This window comes from Ruegeria sp. TASC047, from assembly GCF_059612445.1.
This window is the reverse complement of the sequence record NZ_JBXWQP010000013.1, coordinates 53,725-71,935: the sequence shown is the minus strand read 5'-3', so window position 1 is coordinate 71,935 and position 18,211 is coordinate 53,725. Positions and strand designations below refer to the sequence as shown.

Below are 18,211 nucleotides of genomic sequence, written 5' to 3'. Positions count from 1 at the left end.
GGGTTTCAGGCCGCATAAGGTCTGACGAAAACGGGCTTATCCGCTTCCGACAGATCAGGGCGGTATTCATAGCCGCCACTGTCGAAATCCAGCAGTCCCTTAGGGTCGGTCAAGCGGTGTTGGATGATATACCGCGCCATGGCACCGCGCGCCTTTTTGGCAAAAAAGCTCACAATCTTTGGGGTGCCGCCATTATCTTCCATGAAGACCGGTGTGATGACGCGCAGGTTCAGGGCATTCAAATCCACCGCACCAAAATACTCCTGACTGGCACAATTCACCAGAATGTTGCTGTTAATCTCGGCACCTTGTGCATTCAGTGCCTTACTCAGCTGGTCGCGCCAGTATTCGTAAAGGTTCTTCCCTCTTCGGGTTTTCAGTTTGCTGCCCATCTCAAGCCGGTAGGGCTGTATCGCATCGAGTGGTCGCAACACACCATAAAGGCCGGAAAGGATGCGCAAGTGGTCTTGCGCCCATGACAGCTCGTCTTCGTCCAGCGATGCAGCTTCAAGTCCTTGATATGTGTCGCCAGCAAAAGCAAGCGCAGCCGGGCGTGTGGCCTTGGCGTCGGGTGCATCCGAAAAAGCGCGATACCGGTCGCGGTTCAGGCGTGCCAGATCGTCGCTCAGGTCCATCAGCTTTTTCAGATCACCCAGCGTCAGGTTGCGGGCGGTTTTGGACAGCCGGATTGCATCATCCTGAAAATCGGGCTGCGTAACCCCTACACTCCGCTCGGCCCAGTCCAGCCGTTTGGCCGGGGAAATCACGATCAGCATATCCGCCCTCTTTCTTGCCTGTTTTGGGGTATCTAGCCCGCCTCTCGCAGTACGTCCAGAAAAGCGGCGCCAAACCTTTCGTGACGTCGATCACCCAGCACCTGTGCAATTCCACGGGGATCATCGGGGCGCAGTTGTGCAACTTTTGCCAATTGTGAGGCCGAGCAGGTCAGGGGCTTGTTGATCCCGTCCGGTCCGCGCGACAGCAAGGACTGAACTTCCATCAAGCGGTCGTAAATCTCACCCTGATTGCGGCCAGCCAGCTTTCGCCGCGCCGGGTGGACGCTTTTTACCGCCCCTGCGATCACTTCAAGGAACGTGTCGCCATAGCGTTCCAGCTTTTTGGCCCCAACACCGCCGATCCGGGCCATATCGTCCAGCGTTACAGGGCGCTTTTCCGCCATCTCGATAAGCGTGCGGTCCGGAAAGATGACATAGGCCGGAACACGTGCAGCTTCGGACAGGGCACGGCGTTTGGCCTTGAGCGCCGACAGCAGCGGAGCGTCTTCTTCGGACACCATAGCCTTGACCGCAGGTCGACGTACCGCATTGCGCAGCGTATCCTTGCGCAGGTTTATCTTTGCCTCGCCTTTCAAAATTGGTTTGGCCGCCTCGGTCATGCACAATGCGCCGTGACGTTCAGGGTCTGGGCGCACCAGATCGTGGCCCATCATCTGGCGGAAAACGGCCTGCCATTGCGGGCGCGTCCAATCTTTGCCGATGCCAAATGTGGACAAATCCTCATGGCGGCGGGCGCGGATTTTGTCGGTCTCGTTTCCCAGAAGGATGTCGATCAAGTGGCCTGTCCCGAACCATTCCTCGGTCCGAAGGATCGCGGACAGGGCCATACGCACCGGAGTTGTGCCGTCGAAAACTTCGGGCGGGCTGTCGCACAGATCGCATTTGCCGCAGCGTGCTGTGGCCTCGCCAAAGTAACCCAACAATGTCTGGCGGCGGCATTCCAAGGCCTCGGCCAGACCCAGCAAGGCGTTCAGGCGCGCGTGATCGGCCATGCGCCGCTCGGGCGGCGCTAGACCCTCGTCAATCTGTGACCGCCGCAGGCGAATGTCATCGGGGCCAAACAGGGTCAGCGTTTCGGCCGGGCCGCCATCGCGTCCGGCGCGTCCGATTTCCTGATAATAGGCTTCGATCGATTTGGGCAGGTCCGCATGGGCGACCCAACGGATATCGGGTTTGTCGATGCCCATGCCAAAAGCCACTGTTGCGACCACGATCAACCCGTCCTCGCGCGCGAAACGGGTTTCGACAATGCGGCGATCTTCGGGGTCCATCCCGCCGTGATAGTGGCAAGCCGAGTGCCCCTCGGCGCGCAGGGCCTGAGCAATCACCTCGGTTTTATTTCTGGTGCCGCAGTAAACGATACCGGACTGGCCTTTGCGCGCATCTGCGAAATCAAGGATCTGCTTGCGCGGCCCGTCCTTTGCGGCAAAGGCCAGATGAATGTTGGGCCGGTCAAATCCGCGCAGAAATTTGCGTGGCTCAATGCCATCGAACAGTTTTTCGACAATCTCATCCTGCGTTTCGGCGTCCGCCGTGGCGGTAAACGCGGCCAGCGGAACCTTCAGGGCGCGCCGCAACTCTCCGATCCGCAGGTAATCAGGGCGAAAGTCATGCCCCCATTGACTGACACAATGGGCTTCGTCCACGGCGATCAGGCTGACGTTGATCCGGCGGAGCGTCCCAAGCGCAGATCCGGCCGCCAGACGTTCGGGGGCCATATAGAGCAGCTTTAGCCGCCCGTCCTCCAGCGCGTCCCAGACGGCCTCGGTTTCCTCAGGCGTGTTGCCGGATGTCAGCGCACCGGCCTCGACCCCGGCCTCTTGCAGCCCCCGCACCTGATCACGCATCAGGGCAATGAGCGGAGATATAACGACCGTCACGCCATCGCGGAGCAGTGCAGGGAGTTGAAAGCAAAGAGACTTCCCACCACCTGTGGGCATGATCGCCAGCACGTTTTCACCTGCCGTCACGGCGTCGACAATCTCTTCCTGCCCGGGGCGGAAGTCGTCGAATCCAAAGACATCTCGCAACAAGGGTGCGGAGTCGAACATCTGCGGGGTTGCCCTGTTTTAAGGTTTATCTGCTCTTAAGACAGGACAATCACATACTAAGAATCGGTGAACAAGAGGGAAGAGTTTCAGATTAAGGCCCGAAACAATTCCGGCAGGATGTACTCGCGCAGCGAAATGATGACGACCAGCACCACCAGTGGTGTCAGATCAATTCCCCCAAGATCTGGCATGATCCGTCGTATTGGTCGGTAAATGGGTTCGAGAAGCCTGTTCAGCCCGTACCAAATCTGAGCGACGAACTGCTGATTCAGATTCAGCACTTGGAAATTGATTAGCCAGCTCATGATAACGTGAATAATGACAAACCAATAGGCAATGCTCAGGATCAGCATTAACGGGCCGTAGATTGCCATCATATTCGAATACTCCAGTTACGTCTGACGAGACCTAAGCGCCACAAAGGCAAAGAGCAAGTGTCTGGCACTCAAAGCTTGCGAATTGAATTAAAGCCCCTTCTTATAAACACAACAATAACTGAGGCAGAAATGGCAGAAATATCCAAGCGCAGGCGTATCTGGGGCTGGTGGTTCTTCGATTGGGCCAGTCAGCCCTATCACACTCTTTTGGTCACGTTTGTGTTCGGCCCATATTTCGCGGGCGTCGCTGCGGAGTATTATCTGGCATCCGGCCTGGACGCAGGGTCTGCAGACGCACAGGCGCAGGTGGTCTGGGCCAACTGCATGACCATAGTTGGTTTGATTATTGCCTTCGGTGCACCGCTGATGGGGGCGATGGCCGATGTGTCGGGTCGGCGCATCCCCTGGATATTCGCCTTTTCCGTGATGTACGCAGTAGGTTCCGGTGCGCTTTGGTACACGATGCCCGATGGCTCGAACATGTGGTTGATGCTGTCTGCCTTCGGTCTGGGTTTCATCGGCGCGGAATACGCCCTGATCTTCATCAATTCCCAACTGCCCGATCTGGGTGATGACAGTGAAGTTGGCGAAATCTCCGGCTCGGGCTTTGCTTTTGGCTATTTCGGCGGCCTGATCTCGCTGGCGATCATGCTTGCGCTGTTTGTGGAGCAGGCCAACGGCAAAACGCTGATCGGAATGGACCCCTTGTTTGGGCTGGATGCGTCGCAACAGCAGGGTACGCGCTTTGTTGGGCCGTTTACTGCGGGGTGGTTCATTCTGTTCATGGTGCCCTACTTCCTTTGGGTGCATGACGACGAAACGACAAACAAAAAGGGCAGCGTTGCCGAGGCGTTGCGGCTGTTGGCAAAATCAGTGTCTAACCTGCGCCATCGCACCAGTTTGGCCAGTTACCTGGGCTCATCCATGTTTTATCGGGATGCGCTGAACGGGCTTTACAGTTTTGGCGGGGTCTATGCCCGACTGGTGTTGGAATGGGACCTGATAAAAATCGGTGTTTTCGGCATCGTCAGCGTTCTGGCCGCAGCGGCATTTTCCTGGGCGGGCGGCAAGCTGGACAAGAAATATGGTCCCAAGCCCGTGATTATCGTTGCGATCTGGGTGTTGATCCTTGTCTGCATCACCATCGTTTCAATGGACCGGTCCCAGATATTCGGTATCGCCATGTCCGAAGGGTCGGGCTTGCCGGATATGGTTTTCTTTGGTTGCGGTATCCTGATCGGAGGCATGGGCGGCATTCTGCAATCCTGTAGTCGGTCGATGATGGTCCGGCATACGGACCCGGCAACCCCCGTCGAAAGCTTTGGCCTTTATGGTCTGTCGGGTCGTGCCACCGCCTTTGCTGCGCCACTTCTGATAGGGATCGCCACCACGTTGACCGGAAGTGCTCGTCTGGGGGTGTCACCCATCGTTCTGTTGTTTATTCTGGGGCTATTCCTGATGCGCTGGGTGAGACCGGAAGGGGATCAGAGCAGATGATTTTAAAACGTTTTTTGATAATTTTGGCTGCGCTTGCTATTGCTGGAACTGCGACGGCAGAACCGCTGGCAAAGCAGTTGTTCGGGGCGCAGAAACAAAGTTCACAGCAAAAACCGGCCGCATTCGGCAGTTATTCGCGCGGATGTGCTGCGGGGGCAGTTCAACTGCCTGAAACGGGGCCTACATGGCAGGCGATGCGCCTGTCGCGCAATCGCAACTGGGGGCATCCGCAGACGATTGACTACGTGCAGGACCTCAGCAGATTTGCAGCCAGTCAACCGGGATGGAACGGTCTGTATATCGGGGATATCAGCCAGCCACGCGGCGGGCCGATGACCTCGGGCCATCGCAGCCATCAGCTGGGGTTGGACATCGATATCTGGATGCTGCCGGGCGAAAACATGCGCCTGAGCCGCAAGTCGCGCGAAAACATCTCGTCCATCTCTCTTCGTCGTTCCAATGGCGCTTACGTCAACAGCAACTGGACCAAGCAGCATCATGCGCTGTTGCGTGAAGCGGCAAAAGACAAGCGCGTCGCCCGGATTTTTGTGTTTCCCGGAGCCAAGGTTCAGATGTGCGACGATGAAAAGGGCAACCGCGACTATCTGCGCAAAATAAGGCCTTGGTGGGGGCATCACTATCATTTCCACGTGCGCCTGAACTGTCCCAGAGGGTCAAGGGGTTGCGTGAATCAAGACCCACCTCCCAAGGGCGATGGCTGCGCCGAGGCCCGTCAATGGGTGCACAACATCCTGAACCCGCCGCCACCCGATCCGAATGCGCCGCCGCCGAAGAAACGCCGGGAATACGTTCTGGCCGACTTGCCGCAACAATGCTCCGCCGTTTTGCAATCCAACTGAGTGCTGCGCTGTTTCTTGCCCCGGTGGCTGTGGCGCTGGATGTGAAATCCGCCGCCCACCTGGACAGTTTCGTTTGGCACAATCCAGCAGATTGGTTTGGCGGGTTTTCAGCGCTTCACATCTCGGACGACGGGCGCCATATGATTGCGCTTAGCGATCGGGCGCGGATCGTGACTGCGCGGATTGAGCGGAGCGAAGGCCAGATCGCGGATATTCACGTTCTTGGTCAATCGCCGGTGCTGTCCAGCAATGGGCATGTCATGAAAGGCGGCGTCGGCGATTCCGAAGGGATTGCGGTGACGCCGGATGGCGGGATTTTCATCTCGTTCGAAGGGGTGCACCGTATCGCCTATTACCCTGTACCGGGCTCCAGCGCGCGCGTATTGCCACGCCCGAATGCGTTTCGGGATCTTGCCGAAAATGGCTCGTTTGAAGCTCTGGCCATTAATGGGCGCGGCTGGCTTTACACTTTGCCGGAAAAGAACCGCACCGCTAAGGGGGACATTCCGGTTTACCGTTGGAATGGCGACACATGGTCAACCCCGTTTGTTCTGCCACAGCGGGGCGGCTTTAAACCCGTTGCCGCGGATTTCGGTCCCGATGGGCGGTTTTACGTTTTGGAACGCAAGGTATCCTTGGTCGGTTTCCGATCACGACTGCGGCGATGGGACGTGGTAGACGAGAAACCAGGCGCCGAGGAAACCCTGTTCGAAACCGGAACGGGCGCGCATGACAACCTCGAAGGATTGTCGGTCTGGCGCGACGGGCAGGGCCGGTTGCTCGCCACGATGATTTCGGATGACAACTTTCTGGCGTTGCAGCGAACCGAACTTGTGGAATACCTGCTGCCCGATTGACAGGGCGCAGGCAAAGGTCTAAAGGCACGGCTTGCCTTGGGACGGTCCCTTGGCCAAGTCGCCGCTACCTTGTCAAAACGGGCATCAAAACATGCAACGTAACTTCATTCCCGGCATTATTGCCATGGCCACCATTGTTGTGGCCTCGAACATTCTGGTCCAGTTCCTGATCCTTGACGGGCTGCTGACATGGGGTGCTTTCACCTATCCGCTGGCCTTTCTGGTCACTGACATCATGAACCGCGTCTATGGCGTTGGTCCGGCCCGCAAGGTCGTGTTTGCCGGATTTGTCACCGGTGTTATCTGTTCGCTGATCGGCAGCCAGATCATGTTGCAGGGTGACGGGTTCACCTATGCTGCCGTACCGCTGCGCATCGCCGTTGCATCGGGAACCGCCTTCCTGATCGCGCAACTGACGGATGTCACCGTGTTCAATTCCCTGCGCGGTGGTCGCTGGTGGCGTGCACCGCTGGTGTCGACGCTGGTGGGGTCGGCACTGGATACCGCGATCTTCTTCACCCTCGCCTTTTCGGCTTCGGTCACCTTCTTCGGCGCCAATGCTGACGCCGCAATCAACTGGGCGTGGGAACCTGTTCCGTTCATGCTGTCCGGCCCGATGGCACCACTTTGGGTGACGCTGGCTTTTGCGGACTGGTTGGTGAAGCTTTCACTGGCGCTGATCGCCCTGATCCCGTTCAAGGTGATCGTTGCGCGGCTGACTGTGCAGCCTGTGTAAAAAAAACGCTTTGAGAATGGCACAACTTGTGGCACGCTTCTTTTCAACCGCAACAGATAGAAAAGGAGGTGATCCAGTGTCAAGAAAGAGATTGGAGAGAGGTGTCGGAACAACCGGGGGGATCGCCCGTTAGGGCAGCCCTTGGCGGAGCGCTCGCTCCGGCTGGTCGATTGATCTAACCGACCCGACCTCCTGAACTTTCGAAGGGCCGTCCCGCTGGGGCGGCCCTTTTTGTTCCCTTCACCTTCTGGGGGTGTTCAAAACTTACCATGCGCGGAGGTTGGCTGCGTTTGACGCAGCATAAAGCTTGGTCGCGGCAACGGCGTGAATACGTGTCGTCAAAGCTTCGGTGTCTGGCCGCGTGCACTTGATGTCTGGCAAAGCTGCCGCGCGGCCTGACCCGGATATCCTTCTTCCTCACTTTCATCGAACACGACATAGGCGGCATAAGCGAATCTGGGTGCCATTTCGATCAACTTGAGCCACCCGTTGCAAAGCTCCGGTTCGACAACGCGCCTTGGGAAGTATCCGGCCGAGGGAACCGACCGAAGATATTGCAGGCCGAGGGTGCCAATGCCCAGCTGAAGGCGCGGCGCATCAAGTTCCGGAAAGTTCAACATATGATCGGCGCGAAACTCCGGGCCCCAGTCTATCAGGACATAAGCGTTGCCCAGATCAGCGGGCAGGGCTTCCGGGCCGCTGCTGACAAGGACAAACTCGTCCTCGAAAAGCTGGAGCGCGGACAAGCCCGGCGCGTTTCGCGGCCGGTACATGATGGCAAGATCCAGGCTGCCTTCCTCGATTTCGCGCGTGAGTGTTTCCGACGAGGCCGCTGTCGCCCGGATGGCGACGTCAGGGAGTGCCGCCATCAACTTGGGCAGGGCGTTGATTAGATAGCCGTCCCAAAGACTTGGTGTTGCGCCGATTTCCAAGGCGGCTGCCATCGAAGCAGGCAGACCGGCATCCAGCTTGGCCTGGGTCCACGTTCGCACCAGAACCTGCGCATGTTTAAGGAAATGCCGCCCGGCAATGGTCAGGGTCGCACCGGACTTGCTGCGTTCAAACACGGGCTGTCCAAGCTGTTGTTCGAGCGTTCGGATCCGCATGCTGACGGTCGATTGCGTAACATGGACCTTGTCCGCTGCGTCAAGAAAAGTACCGGTTTCAACGACCGCAAGGAAGGTTCGGGCGAGTTCAACGTCCATCGTTCACCTATTTGAATATTCGATATTATGGGTGATATAAATTCGTTATTCAACGCTATGCGGATGTGCGATATATGCTGCGTAGCGCGAAAGTGCCTCCACCGGATCGGACCGCCAATCAACAGTTTTCATCGTATAGTGGACAACCCGATCTGCTGAACAGGTTTAATCTGTCTGCCGTAGATAAGCCTCCGACACCCAAGCGCTGCACCAACCCCTCAATGGGTAAACCGCCCATTCCCTGATGGAGAACAAAATGAGTCGAGTTTCTGTTGTTGCTCTGCTCGCGTCATTCCTTGCCCTTCCGGCCGCTGCCTTGCCGGTAGGACTGGACACGGACGGTGATGGTCTGGCTTCGCTGACCGAGCTACAGACAAAGTACCCCGATATTACCAGTGAGAGCTTTGCCGAAATTGACACGGATGCCGATGGTTTCGTCAATGACGAAGAAATGGTCGCCGCGGTCGAGGCCGAGTTGCTTCCTGAACCCAAAGGTGACGAATAAGCCAGGGTTGCCAAGAACATGAGAAACCCCTCTCCGCCTTACAGGTGGATGCTTGCCGGGATGGGTATCTGGTTAGTGCTGTCCCCATTTGTACTGTTCAGCCAGAAAACCCTAGCTCACGGTTCGTCTGACCGTGAGTCGCTCGCCTTCATGACGATCGGTATTGGTGTGTTGGTCATGTCAGGCGCTAGCGGCCGGGGCCACCTTCTCGCACGGGTGGCTCCGGTATTGGCGGTCGGGGCATTGCTGATCGCCGCGCCGGAGGTGCTGCATTTTACCGGTCATGGTGTGGCAGTGGCAAATGCTTGGCTCACGGGATCTGCGCTGATCGCGCTCGCCGCTTGGGAGGCGCTGGCGAGAAACAGATTGCGTGCGATCTTGTAGGCTGGCGCGGGGCAGGCAACTGCCCCGCGTTTCTTTTGGCTCCGGCGTCTAAATGATCTCGTCCTCATCGAACATCGGATCGCCGTCAAGCTGGCTGGCAATTGTATCGACCCGCATTTCGACATCCGAGCCGGTCGTTTCCGCAATATGAAACAACGCGTCACCTTCATGAACGACAGGCAGATTAGTGCGCCCCACGATGATACCCGTGGTTTCGCAGATGATATCGGTCCTGAGTTCTCCGAACGGGTCGGAAATGCGTCCAAGCAGGTCACCGGAAGCCACGTATTCTCCGGTCGCTTTGAAAGTCCGCAACAGGCCACCGGCGGGCGCGCGCATCCATGAGCTTGACCGGACATGGACAGGCTTTTCGCGCACAGCGGCGATGCCACGCTTGGCAACCATGCCCTTTGCGTTCATCACCCGAAGGATGCCAGCAACCCCCGCCCGTGCAGACAGTTCGTCGAAACGCAGACCCTCACCGCCCTCGAACAGCAGAATATCCACACCACGCTCTTGCGCGGCCTTGCGCAGCGATCCGTCGCGCAGCTTTGAGATCATCACCACGGGCGCACCGAACGAATCCGCGTATTTAAGGGTGACATCCGAAGCCGGAGAGACGCGGATCTGCGGCAGATTGGTGCGGTGAATCGCGGCAGAATGAAGATCGATCCCCAGGTCCGACCGCTCGACGATCTCGGTCATGAAAAGGTGCGCCAGCCGACCGGCCAGCGACCCCCCCTCACTGCCGGGGAAGGAACGGTTCAGGTCGCGCCTGTCGGGAAGGTATCGGGAATGTGTCATGAAACCAAAGGCATTCACGATCGGTATAACCAGCAAGGTACCCGCAAGCTTGTCAAGCTGTGGCGCCCGAAGCAGTCGCCGCGCGATTTCCACGCCGATCACCTCATCACCGTGAACGGCGGCACTGACGAACAGGACCGGTCCTGGGCGGCGGCCGTGAACCACGTGTACTGACATGCTCACCGGTGTATGATCCGACAGCACGCTAACCGGCAAATCCAGAGTGGTTCGTGTACCGGGCGGTACGCGAAAACCTCCGATTTCAAAGGGACCGCGCATTGCCTCTACCCACGGCCTCGTGTCTTCGTGTTGCCTTTGGCTGCATTCTTTTCGAGAAACTCGATGATTTTGCCGGCGACATCAATGCCGGTGGCCTTTTCAACCCCTTCAAGCCCGGGTGAGGAATTCACTTCCATCACCACCGCACCGTGATTGGCGCGCAGCATATCGACACCACACACATTAAGACCCATGGCCTTGGCCGCACGCACGGCTGTCGAGCGTTCCTCGGGTGAGATTTTGATAGGCTTGGCGCTGCCACCGCGATGCAGATTTGATCTGAACTCGCCCTCGGCCCCTTTTCGTTGCATCGCCGCGATCACTTTTCCACCGACCACAAGCGCACGAATATCCGTGCCGCCTGCTTCCTTGATGAACTCCTGTACCATGATGTTGACCTTGGCGCCGCGAAACGCCTCGACCACGGATTTTGCCGACCGGTTTGAATCCGCAAGCACCACGCCGATGCCCTGCGTGCCCTCCAGCAGCTTGACCACCAGCGGAGCGTCCCCCGCTAGTTTGAGAACTTCATCGGTCTGTTTCGGGTCATGCGCGAAGGTGGTGACCGGCAATCCGATCCCGTCACGCGCCATCAGCTGCATGGATCGCAACTTGTCACGGGATCTGCCAATCGCAACCGACTCGTTGAGCGGAAAGACACCCATGATCTCGAACTGCCGCAAAACGGCCAGCCCATAGAATGTGACCGAAGCGCCAATCCGCGGGATCACCGCGTCATAGCGCCCAAGCTTTTTGCCGTCGTAATAAACCTCGGGTCGACGCGACGCGATATTCATGTAACAGCGCAGCGTGTTCACAATATCCAGCTGGTGCCCGCGTTGTTCTGCAGCCTCTTTCAGACGCTGGTGGGAATACAGGTTTGGGTTCCGGGCAAGCATGACAAGCTTCATTGATGTCGTCCTTCTGCGTCCTTGGATCTTGTCTTGCTCTTCATCTTTTTCGGGTCTTTTCTTGCATCCAAAAGATATGAATGACCGGGATCGACAAGGATCCCACGCCTTCGAATGGCGGTACGGCCAAGGATCAGATCAAACTCCATCTTCGCGCGATTGGCCAGCGAAACGTCGATCAGCCAGCGATGCCGTCCAAGCAGAAGTTGCGTTCTGACAATCAACCGGCGTTCCGGAATGCCACCAGTGTTCTTGATTTCCCGCTCGTCTACAACCCGCGTGCGCACCCGACCCGATGAACGGCGGTTATGGACCGGGATCATGAACTCGACCCATCGTTCGCCATCAACCTCGAACACGGTCTGGTCCACGGCATGCAGGGCCGCGGTTCTGGCGCCTGTGTCTATCTTTGCTGGAATATGCTCGATCCCGAACTCGGGCAGGCTGATCCGCTCGCGCCATCCTATGACTTCGGGGTATCCTGTTTGTTTAGCCATGGCGACTAAGCCACGCAGTCATCATTGGCGCGCCGGTAATTCACAAACGAATTCGCGCTCATCACAACGTAAAAACTATCCATATCGATTAACACATACCCAAGTTCAAAAAGTGCGATCGACAGGGCGCGGATATCTGCTTCATACAAACGCCTGCGCCCGGCGATCCGACGCACCAACTTGTCCGGAATGCGATACCGTCCGCTGGCCTTGCCGCCAAACTCCTGATCGTACAAGACGGCCAGACGTTCGGCTGCGGCGGATATCCAGTCATTTTCCTGCATGCACTTTCTTACAAATCAAAATTTTTTTTGTCTATAGGCAAATAATTTCTGCTATATCGGCGTAAGTTAAGAATCTATACCCCCACAGGTCGGCGGATGAGCGATAAGGACTCCTTACCAAAGGAAACAGGGACGCAGCTTCAGCTGGCGTTGGAAAATCGCGACGGGGCGGCGCTGGCAGACCTGCTTGATCCGCTTTCGTTAAGCGATGCACTGCGGGAATTGCTCAACCTGCCCGTTGACCAGCGAAGCGCCGCGCTCTCGTTGCTGCCACCGGAACGTGCGGCCGAACTGGTCGAAGAAGCGCCAAACGCGCTGGCGGTCGATCTTGTCGAACGCTTGGTATCCGAACAGGCCGCCGAGATCATCCTTGAGCTGGATTCCGACATTCAGGCGGATGTGATCGGTGAACTAGAAGACGCCGATGCAGAAGCGATCCTTGCCCGGATGGACCCGGAAGATGCGGCGGATGTCCGGCGGCTGGTTGAATATGACGACGATGTCGCCGGTGGTCTGATGGTGGCCGAAGCCTTTACCTTTTCCGATGGCGATACAGTCGGAAAGGTTCTGCGGCGTTTCGCTCATGAAGAATACGATCTGGAACGTTACCGTGGCCAGCACCCCTACGTTTTGAATTCCGATGGCGTGCCTGTCGGGGTGCTGTCCTTACGCAGCCTGCTGTCCACACGGCGAAGCATCAAACTCACCGATATCATGGTGCCCCCTATCACGGTTCCGGCCAGCATGCCGCTGGAAGAACTGGAGGACCTTTTCGATGAGCACCCTTTTCTTGGGTTGCCGGTTGTCGAAACGGGCGGGAACCTTGTGGGTGTCGTTTCCCGCTCTGCCGTGGATGAGGCCCTGCTAGCGCGCGCGGAATCGGCAAGCCTGAAACGTCAGGGTGTCTTTGGGGACGAACTGCGATCGATGCCCTTGCCGCTCAGGGCGCGGCGGCGGCTTCAATGGCTGTCGGCCAACATCGTGCTCAACGTGATCGCGGCCAGCGTGATTGCCGCCTATGAACAAACCCTTGCTGCCGTGATCGCTCTGGCTGTATTCCTGCCGATGGTCTCGGATATGAGCGGTTGTTCCGGCAATCAGGCCGTTGCTGTCAGCATGCGCGAGTTGTCGCTTGGTCTGGTTCGGCCCATTGATGCTATGCGGGTCTGGTTAAAAGAGGTCTCGGTCGGCATCATCAACGGCTGTGTCCTTGGCCTGCTAATCGGACTCGTTGCCTGGATGTGGAAAGGAAACCCGTTTCTGGGTTTGGTGATTGGCGGCGCGCTGGGCCTGAACACGATCATCGCGGTATCGATCGGTGGCGTTCTGCCTTTGCTGTTAAAGCGCATCGGTCAGGACCCGGCGGTCGCCAGTGGCCCTTTGCTGACAACGATCACTGACATGGCGGGATTTTTTCTGGTCCTGAGCCTTGCAACGGCGATGATGCCGCTCCTGAATTAGTGTTTTCATGCGCCCTGATCAACACAAGGGTCGGGCGCTCAACCACGAGGAAGACATGACGATCTCAAGCATTGTCAAAACGCAGAACCTGAAAAAGCCGCCATTTTGCGACACTGACGCTACGGTGTTCGATGCGGCCGTCACCATTGCGTTGCTGGACGTGAATGCGCTGGCAGTTCTCAGCGATGGGAAGCTGGTCGGGATTATCACGGATCATGACGTGCTGCTGTGCCTGGCGGATTCCGGCTCGGCTTTTTACAAGCAGACTGTGGGTGACTGGATGACGGAAAAACCCGTCACCTGCGCGCTGGGTTCGAAGCTGTCCAATGGCCTTAATCTGATGGCCAAACACAAGATCCGAAATCTTGTCGTAACTCAGAATGGGAAAGCAATTGCCGTCGTGAGCAGTAAAGAAATCCTGGCACGGGTGCATGAGGAAGACGAGCTGGAGCTGAAGGTGTTGCGGGATATCGCCCGCGGTGCTGCTCAGGGCCAGTCAATCGCCTGACACCTCGGTTCCATGTCTGCTCGCTCTCCACTCAGGACCGCTATGGAAGGTCACTGTTGAAGATGGAAATGCTGACTTTCCATGTACCATCCTTCCGGCGTTTCAGGACGTTCACAAACTTCCCTTTTTCCGGCGGATCAGCGTCAGCAATTGCAAAGGATCCGACCTGATAGGCGGTATCGCCATCGACACCGAAATCGATCAACTCATTTGTATGTGTTCCGCCGATGTTTTCCTTCATTCTTTCCTTATAGGCTTCGATGAACGCTTCGCGCCCGCGCAGCAGGGCTCTCCGGGCGCCAACAACATGACGTCTTCGGTAAAGAACGCAGCTGACGCGAACAAACGTCCCGGCCACCGCCAGGATTCTGAATTGCGCGACCTGCCAAAGCTGGCTTGATCGCACATATGCACTGCGTTAGGCACCGAGGATGAGGAGACTTGCTGAAATGCTGTGCCGCAATGGCTTACGCCCGCCCGCTTGTCGCGGGTATCCGACGGCTCGGGTCGGGATCGCGACTCTTCCTTTTCATTCGCCCAAGTCACCAAGCTGACACTGCCATGCTGCACATCACCGATGATATCGCGCTGCAAGATTGGGAAATGACCGAAAGCTTTGTGCGGTCGTCCGGTCCCGGAGGGCAGAATGTCAACAAGGTGTCGACCGCGGTCGAGCTGCGCTTCGAAGCTGCGCGCTCGCCGTCCTTGCCCGATCCGGTCAAAGCCCGGTTAAAGCGACTGGCCGGGCGACGCTGGACCAAAGACGGCGCAATCATCATTCAATGTGAGGAAACACGCTCGCAGGCCCGCAACCGTGAAATCGCGCGCGCAAGGCTGGCAGAACTGATCTCCCGCGCGCTGGTCAAACCTAAACGGCGGATCGCAACGAAACCGACCTATGGTTCGGTCAAGCGTCGACTTGCCGCGAAAAAGGCGCGTGGCGACGTCAAGGCGCTGCGGGGCAAGGTGTCTGAAGATTGATCTGGCATCTTGCCGGGGCGTTGATAGTCTGGCCCGCAAAGGCTGCAAAAGGGCAACGTCATGAGGCTGGAGGGAAAAACCGCAATCGTCACCGGCGGCGCATCCGGGTTCGGTGCGGGGATTGTGAGGAAATTCCTGACCGAAGGCGCACGCGTCATGATCGCGGATATCAATGGTGACGCAGCCGCTGAGATGGCGGCGCAACTTGGGGCCGGGGCATTGGGGCATCAGGTCAACGTCGGCGACGGGGCTTCGGTTCAAATGATGGCGGACACGGCACTTGCCGCCTTTGGGGCGCTCGATATTCTGGTAAACAACGCAGGTGTCACCCACTTGCCAACCCCTCTGGAAAACGTCACCGAGGATGATTTCGACCGGGTCTTCAACGTGAACATGAAGTCCGTCTATCTGACCGCCCGGGCATTTGTTCCCCATATGAAGGCGCGCGGCGCGGGCGCTATTCTGAACGTGGCCTCGACAGCGGGCCTGTCACCGCGCCCGAATCTGAACTGGTACAACGCGTCCAAAGGTTGGATGATCACGGCAACCAAAACCATGGCGGTCGAATTGGCCCCAACCGGCATTCGCGTGAACGCGATCTGCCCAGTGGCGGGCGAAACACCGCTGTTGAAATCTTTCATGGGCGAGGACACGCCCGAGATTCGCGCCAAATTTCTGGCGACCATCCCACTGGGACGGTTTTCAACACCCGAAGACATGGCCAACGCCGCCTGTTTCCTGTGCTCGGACGAGGCCAGCATGATCACCGGCACCGCGCTCGAGGTCGATGGCGGCCGATGTATCTGATCCGCTCTTCATCTGGCCAAAAATATCCCCGCCGGAGGCAGCGCGCGCCCGCGCGCTTCCCGGCACCAATCCCGAGTTCAAGATGATCCCTGGACCAAGAAACCTGATTACCGATGTCTCCGGCCTGAAGGTTGGAAACGCCCAGGACGATGCGCTGAAGTCCGGGACCACGGTTCTTACGGCAGATAAACCGTTTGTTGCGTCGGTTCATATCATGGGCGGGGCACCGGGTACACGCGAATCCGATCTGCTTGCGCCTGATAAAACCGTCACAAAGGTGGACGCGCTGGTTCTGTCCGGCGGATCGGCCTTTGGACTGGACGCCTGCTCGGGTGTTTCAGATGCGATGCGGGTCGAGGGGCGCGGATTTCCCGTCGGGTCCGCTAAGGTTCCGATCATTCCCGGTGCGATCCTGTTTGATCTGCTCAATGGCGGTGCAAAGGATTGGGTGGAAAACCCCTATCGTGCGCTGGGGCGGGCTGCTTATCTGGGCGCTTCAAAAGAATTTGATTTGGGGTCCGTCGGGGCAGGCACCGGGGCGTTGGCCGCAATGCAGAAGGGCGGGCTTGGCTCTGCCTCGTCCATTCTGCCTGATGGGGTCACGGTCGGGGCCCTCGTTGCGGTGAACCCGCTGGGCAGTGTCACAACACCGGGTGACCGGCATTTTTGGGCTGCGCCCTTTGAACAAGGTGCAGAATTTGGCGGGTTGGGCCCCGATATGTCGCCGGATCAAAGCCGGATCCGCCCCAGCCGCAAAGCGATGGCCATGAGGCCAGCGCAACCCGAGCGGACAAACACGACCATCGCCATCGTTGCCACGGATGCCGCATTGACCAAACCACAATGCCAAAGATTGGCCGTTGCCGCCCACGACGGAATTGCCCGGGCGATCCTTCCCGCACACACACCCGGCGACGGTGATCTGGTTTTTGGCATCAGTACCGGCGCCCGCCCCATCGCATCCGAGGCCGATCTCGCTCTGATCGGGCACGCGGCTTCGCTGTGCCTGTCCCGCGCCATCGCGCGGGCGGTTTATCTGGCGACCCCGGCGGAAGGAGACCTGTTGCCCTGCTGGACCGCTGTACATGACTTAAGTTAAGGACACACCATGTGTCGCAGTGGCACTGTAGATGCGCGCGGCAATCCGCGCGTTGACACTTTTATGCGCCGGGGGTCCATTCGGTGCAGCCAATTTGTATCGGAGCACAAGCTATGAATCGTATCCTTGCTATTGCAATCGCTGGCCTGCTGGCGCTGCCCGCCCATGCCGAAGGCGATGCCGAAGCCGGTGAGAAAGCTTTCAACAAATGCAAGTCCTGCCACATGATCGCCGACCCGGCCGGAGAAGTCATCGTCAAAGGCGGAAAAACCGGTCCCAACCTTTATGGCGTCGCCAGCCGCACTGCCGGAACCTACGAAGACTTCAAATATGGCGACAGCATCGTCGCAGCCGGTGAGAAGGGTTTGGTCTGGGATGAGGCCTCCTTTGCGGAATACACGCAGGACCCTAAGGGCTTCCTGAAATCGTATCTGGACGACACCGCTGCCAAGTCGAAAATGACCTTCAAGTTGAAAAGCGGCGGTGAAGACGTCTACGCCTATATCGTCAGTGTATCAGGCGAATAATCGCTAGCATTGTGCACCCATGCACAAGGACCAAAGGCCGCAGCCCCTGCGGCCTTTGGTGCGATTGATACCAGTGTAGAACAGCGCCACTTTGGTATCTGACGGCAAACCGCAGAGTGTGCCGCAACGCCAAGCCGACCCGGCAACAGCTAAACCCAACATCAGCGCCCGTCAGGCGGATTGGCAGCAGGAGAGGACAGATGGGCATTATGATCCCGGCTTGGGTCAATGGTGAATTGACCCCGGTAGACAAACTTGAAGCTCACGAAAAGGGCCTCAAGCACAAGGCCGTGTCGGTGTTTGTCGTTAGGGGCACCGAGATTTTGTTGCAGCGTCGGGCGCTGGGCAAGTACCACACGCCCGGCCTGTGGGCGAACACTTGCTGCACACACCCCGACTGGGACGAAAGCTCGTCAACCTGCGCCGTGCGCCGTTTGAACGAAGAACTGGGGATCACAGGTCTTTATCCTGAATACCGTCACCGTTTGGAATACCACGCCGATGTTGGGAACGGCATGGTGGAAAACGAAGTGGTCGACGTTTTTCTGGCCCATGTGCGCGGATCGCTGAAAATCGCGCCTGACCCGGACGAAGTCATGGATATCCGCTGGATCGACTACCATGACCTGTTGGCCGAAGTGGCCCGCCACCCGGATCGGTTTACACCGTGGCTCAAGATCTACCTGCACAACCATGCGGACACGATTTTCGGCCCGGACCTGATCATTTCAGCTAAATCCTGAGGCACACCGAAAATCCCTGCCTTGCAAGGGCGGCCCAAGCC

The 18,211-nt window shown here is 57.9% G+C and carries 22 protein-coding genes; 13 read left to right on the top strand and 9 right to left on the bottom strand.

The genetic code is table 11. The annotated features are described in order from the left end of the window. Nucleotides 1–5: 5 nt before the first annotated feature. From yaaA to AC2FLO_RS01640, 3 genes are all read right to left on the bottom strand, one after another. Nucleotides 6–776 carry a peroxide stress protein YaaA gene (yaaA, locus tag AC2FLO_RS01650; RefSeq protein WP_496753439.1) on the bottom strand — a complete coding sequence of 257 codons (771 nt, stop codon included), beginning with the start codon at nt 774–776 and terminating at the stop codon, nt 6–8. A 32-nt stretch (nt 777–808) separates the two neighbouring features. Continuing rightward, the gene (gene recQ, locus AC2FLO_RS01645) at nt 809–2,848 is read right to left on the bottom strand and encodes a DNA helicase RecQ (RefSeq protein WP_496753438.1); all 2,040 of its coding nucleotides are present in this window, start codon (nt 2,846–2,848) and stop codon (nt 809–811) included. 86 nt (nt 2,849–2,934) lie between these two features. Then, nucleotides 2,935–3,225, bottom strand: coding sequence for a YggT family protein (locus AC2FLO_RS01640; protein WP_496670392.1), 291 nt, complete (start codon nt 3,223–3,225; stop codon nt 2,935–2,937). A gap of 75 nt (nt 3,226–3,300) precedes the next feature. Between AC2FLO_RS01640 and AC2FLO_RS01635 the strand changes: the two genes are divergently transcribed. From AC2FLO_RS01635 to AC2FLO_RS01620, 4 genes are all read left to right on the top strand, one after another. Then, a complete protein-coding gene (locus tag AC2FLO_RS01635; protein WP_496753437.1) occupies nt 3,301–4,722 on the top strand; it encodes an MFS transporter in 1,422 nt (473 codons plus the stop codon). Further along, nucleotides 4,719–5,582: a penicillin-insensitive murein endopeptidase gene (gene mepA, locus AC2FLO_RS01630; RefSeq protein ID WP_496753436.1), complete on the top strand. Its 864-nt coding sequence runs from the start codon at nt 4,719–4,721 to the stop codon at nt 5,580–5,582. Before AC2FLO_RS01635 ends, mepA begins: the two co-directional genes overlap by 4 nt. Next, nucleotides 5,555–6,439: an esterase-like activity of phytase family protein gene (locus AC2FLO_RS01625; RefSeq protein WP_496753435.1), complete on the top strand. Its 885-nt coding sequence runs from the start codon at nt 5,555–5,557 to the stop codon at nt 6,437–6,439. Before mepA ends, AC2FLO_RS01625 begins: the two co-directional genes overlap by 28 nt. A gap of 91 nt (nt 6,440–6,530) precedes the next feature. Beyond that, nucleotides 6,531–7,175: a queuosine precursor transporter gene (locus AC2FLO_RS01620; protein ID WP_480772988.1), complete on the top strand. Its 645-nt coding sequence runs from the start codon at nt 6,531–6,533 to the stop codon at nt 7,173–7,175. Between the two features lie 338 nt (nt 7,176–7,513). Here AC2FLO_RS01620 and AC2FLO_RS01615 read toward each other — a convergent pair whose 3' ends face one another. Beyond that, nucleotides 7,514–8,380: a LysR family transcriptional regulator gene (locus AC2FLO_RS01615; RefSeq protein WP_496753434.1), complete on the bottom strand. Its 867-nt coding sequence runs from the start codon at nt 8,378–8,380 to the stop codon at nt 7,514–7,516. Nucleotides 8,381–8,636: 256 nt separating this feature from the next. On the opposite strand from AC2FLO_RS01615, the gene AC2FLO_RS01610 reads away from it, so the two are divergent. Together AC2FLO_RS01610 and AC2FLO_RS01605 are read left to right on the top strand one after the other, a co-directional pair. After that, the gene (locus AC2FLO_RS01610) at nt 8,637–8,885 is read left to right on the top strand and encodes an EF-hand domain-containing protein (RefSeq protein ID WP_496753433.1); all 249 of its coding nucleotides are present in this window, start codon (nt 8,637–8,639) and stop codon (nt 8,883–8,885) included. 18 nt (nt 8,886–8,903) lie between these two features. Then, nucleotides 8,904–9,269 (top strand): SPW repeat protein, encoded by a 366-nt coding sequence (locus AC2FLO_RS01605; protein ID WP_496753432.1) that lies wholly within the window; start codon nt 8,904–8,906, stop codon nt 9,267–9,269. 48 nt (nt 9,270–9,317) lie between these two features. On the opposite strand, the gene AC2FLO_RS01600 is transcribed toward AC2FLO_RS01605, so the two are convergent. The 4 genes from AC2FLO_RS01600 to AC2FLO_RS01585 are packed head-to-tail and all read right to left on the bottom strand — an operon-like array spanning nt 9,318 to nt 12,044. Continuing rightward, nucleotides 9,318–10,352 carry a succinylglutamate desuccinylase/aspartoacylase family protein gene (locus tag AC2FLO_RS01600; RefSeq protein WP_496753431.1) on the bottom strand — a complete coding sequence of 345 codons (1,035 nt, stop codon included), beginning with the start codon at nt 10,350–10,352 and terminating at the stop codon, nt 9,318–9,320. Between the two features lie 5 nt (nt 10,353–10,357). After that, complete coding sequence (gene rimK, locus AC2FLO_RS01595) at nt 10,358–11,263, bottom strand: 30S ribosomal protein S6--L-glutamate ligase (protein ID WP_480487873.1); 906 nt, start codon at nt 11,261–11,263, stop codon at nt 10,358–10,360. Next, the gene (locus AC2FLO_RS01590) at nt 11,260–11,760 is read right to left on the bottom strand and encodes an ATP-dependent zinc protease family protein (protein WP_480587538.1); all 501 of its coding nucleotides are present in this window, start codon (nt 11,758–11,760) and stop codon (nt 11,260–11,262) included. Before AC2FLO_RS01590 ends, rimK begins: the two co-directional genes overlap by 4 nt. A 5-nt stretch (nt 11,761–11,765) precedes the next feature. Further along, complete coding sequence (locus AC2FLO_RS01585) at nt 11,766–12,044, bottom strand: hypothetical protein (protein ID WP_480482704.1); 279 nt, start codon at nt 12,042–12,044, stop codon at nt 11,766–11,768. Nucleotides 12,045–12,140: 96 nt separating this feature from the next. Between AC2FLO_RS01585 and mgtE the strand changes: the two genes are divergently transcribed. Next, a complete protein-coding gene (gene mgtE / locus AC2FLO_RS01580) occupies nt 12,141–13,505 on the top strand; it encodes a magnesium transporter (protein ID WP_480587541.1) in 1,365 nt (454 codons plus the stop codon). A gap of 55 nt (nt 13,506–13,560) precedes the next feature. Then, nucleotides 13,561–14,013 carry a CBS domain-containing protein gene (locus tag AC2FLO_RS01575; RefSeq protein WP_496753430.1) on the top strand — a complete coding sequence of 151 codons (453 nt, stop codon included), beginning with the start codon at nt 13,561–13,563 and terminating at the stop codon, nt 14,011–14,013. A 40-nt stretch (nt 14,014–14,053) separates the two neighbouring features. Here AC2FLO_RS01575 and AC2FLO_RS01570 read toward each other — a convergent pair whose 3' ends face one another. Then, nucleotides 14,054–14,371: a YybH family protein gene (locus tag AC2FLO_RS01570; RefSeq protein ID WP_496803950.1), complete on the bottom strand. Its 318-nt coding sequence runs from the start codon at nt 14,369–14,371 to the stop codon at nt 14,054–14,056. 203 nt (nt 14,372–14,574) lie between these two features. On the opposite strand from AC2FLO_RS01570, the gene arfB reads away from it, so the two are divergent. The 5 genes from arfB (at nt 14,575) to idi (ending at nt 18,170) form a co-directional block, all read left to right on the top strand. After that, nucleotides 14,575–14,994 carry an alternative ribosome rescue aminoacyl-tRNA hydrolase ArfB gene (arfB, locus tag AC2FLO_RS01565; RefSeq protein WP_209505170.1) on the top strand — a complete coding sequence of 140 codons (420 nt, stop codon included), beginning with the start codon at nt 14,575–14,577 and terminating at the stop codon, nt 14,992–14,994. A 60-nt stretch (nt 14,995–15,054) separates the two neighbouring features. Beyond that, nucleotides 15,055–15,801, top strand: a complete 747-nt coding sequence (locus AC2FLO_RS01560) for an SDR family oxidoreductase (protein WP_496753428.1) — start codon at nt 15,055–15,057, stop codon at nt 15,799–15,801. An 82-nt stretch (nt 15,802–15,883) separates the two neighbouring features. Then, on the top strand, nt 15,884–16,900 hold the full coding sequence (locus AC2FLO_RS01555; protein WP_496753427.1) for a P1 family peptidase: 1,017 nt from the start codon (nt 15,884–15,886) through the stop codon (nt 16,898–16,900). Nucleotides 16,901–17,013: 113 nt separating this feature from the next. Beyond that, nucleotides 17,014–17,427, top strand: coding sequence for a c-type cytochrome (locus AC2FLO_RS01550; RefSeq protein WP_496753426.1), 414 nt, complete (start codon nt 17,014–17,016; stop codon nt 17,425–17,427). A gap of 200 nt (nt 17,428–17,627) precedes the next feature. Next, nucleotides 17,628–18,170, top strand: coding sequence for an isopentenyl-diphosphate Delta-isomerase (gene idi / locus AC2FLO_RS01545; RefSeq protein ID WP_496753425.1), 543 nt, complete (start codon nt 17,628–17,630; stop codon nt 18,168–18,170). The last annotated feature ends 41 nt before the right edge of the window (nt 18,171–18,211 follow it).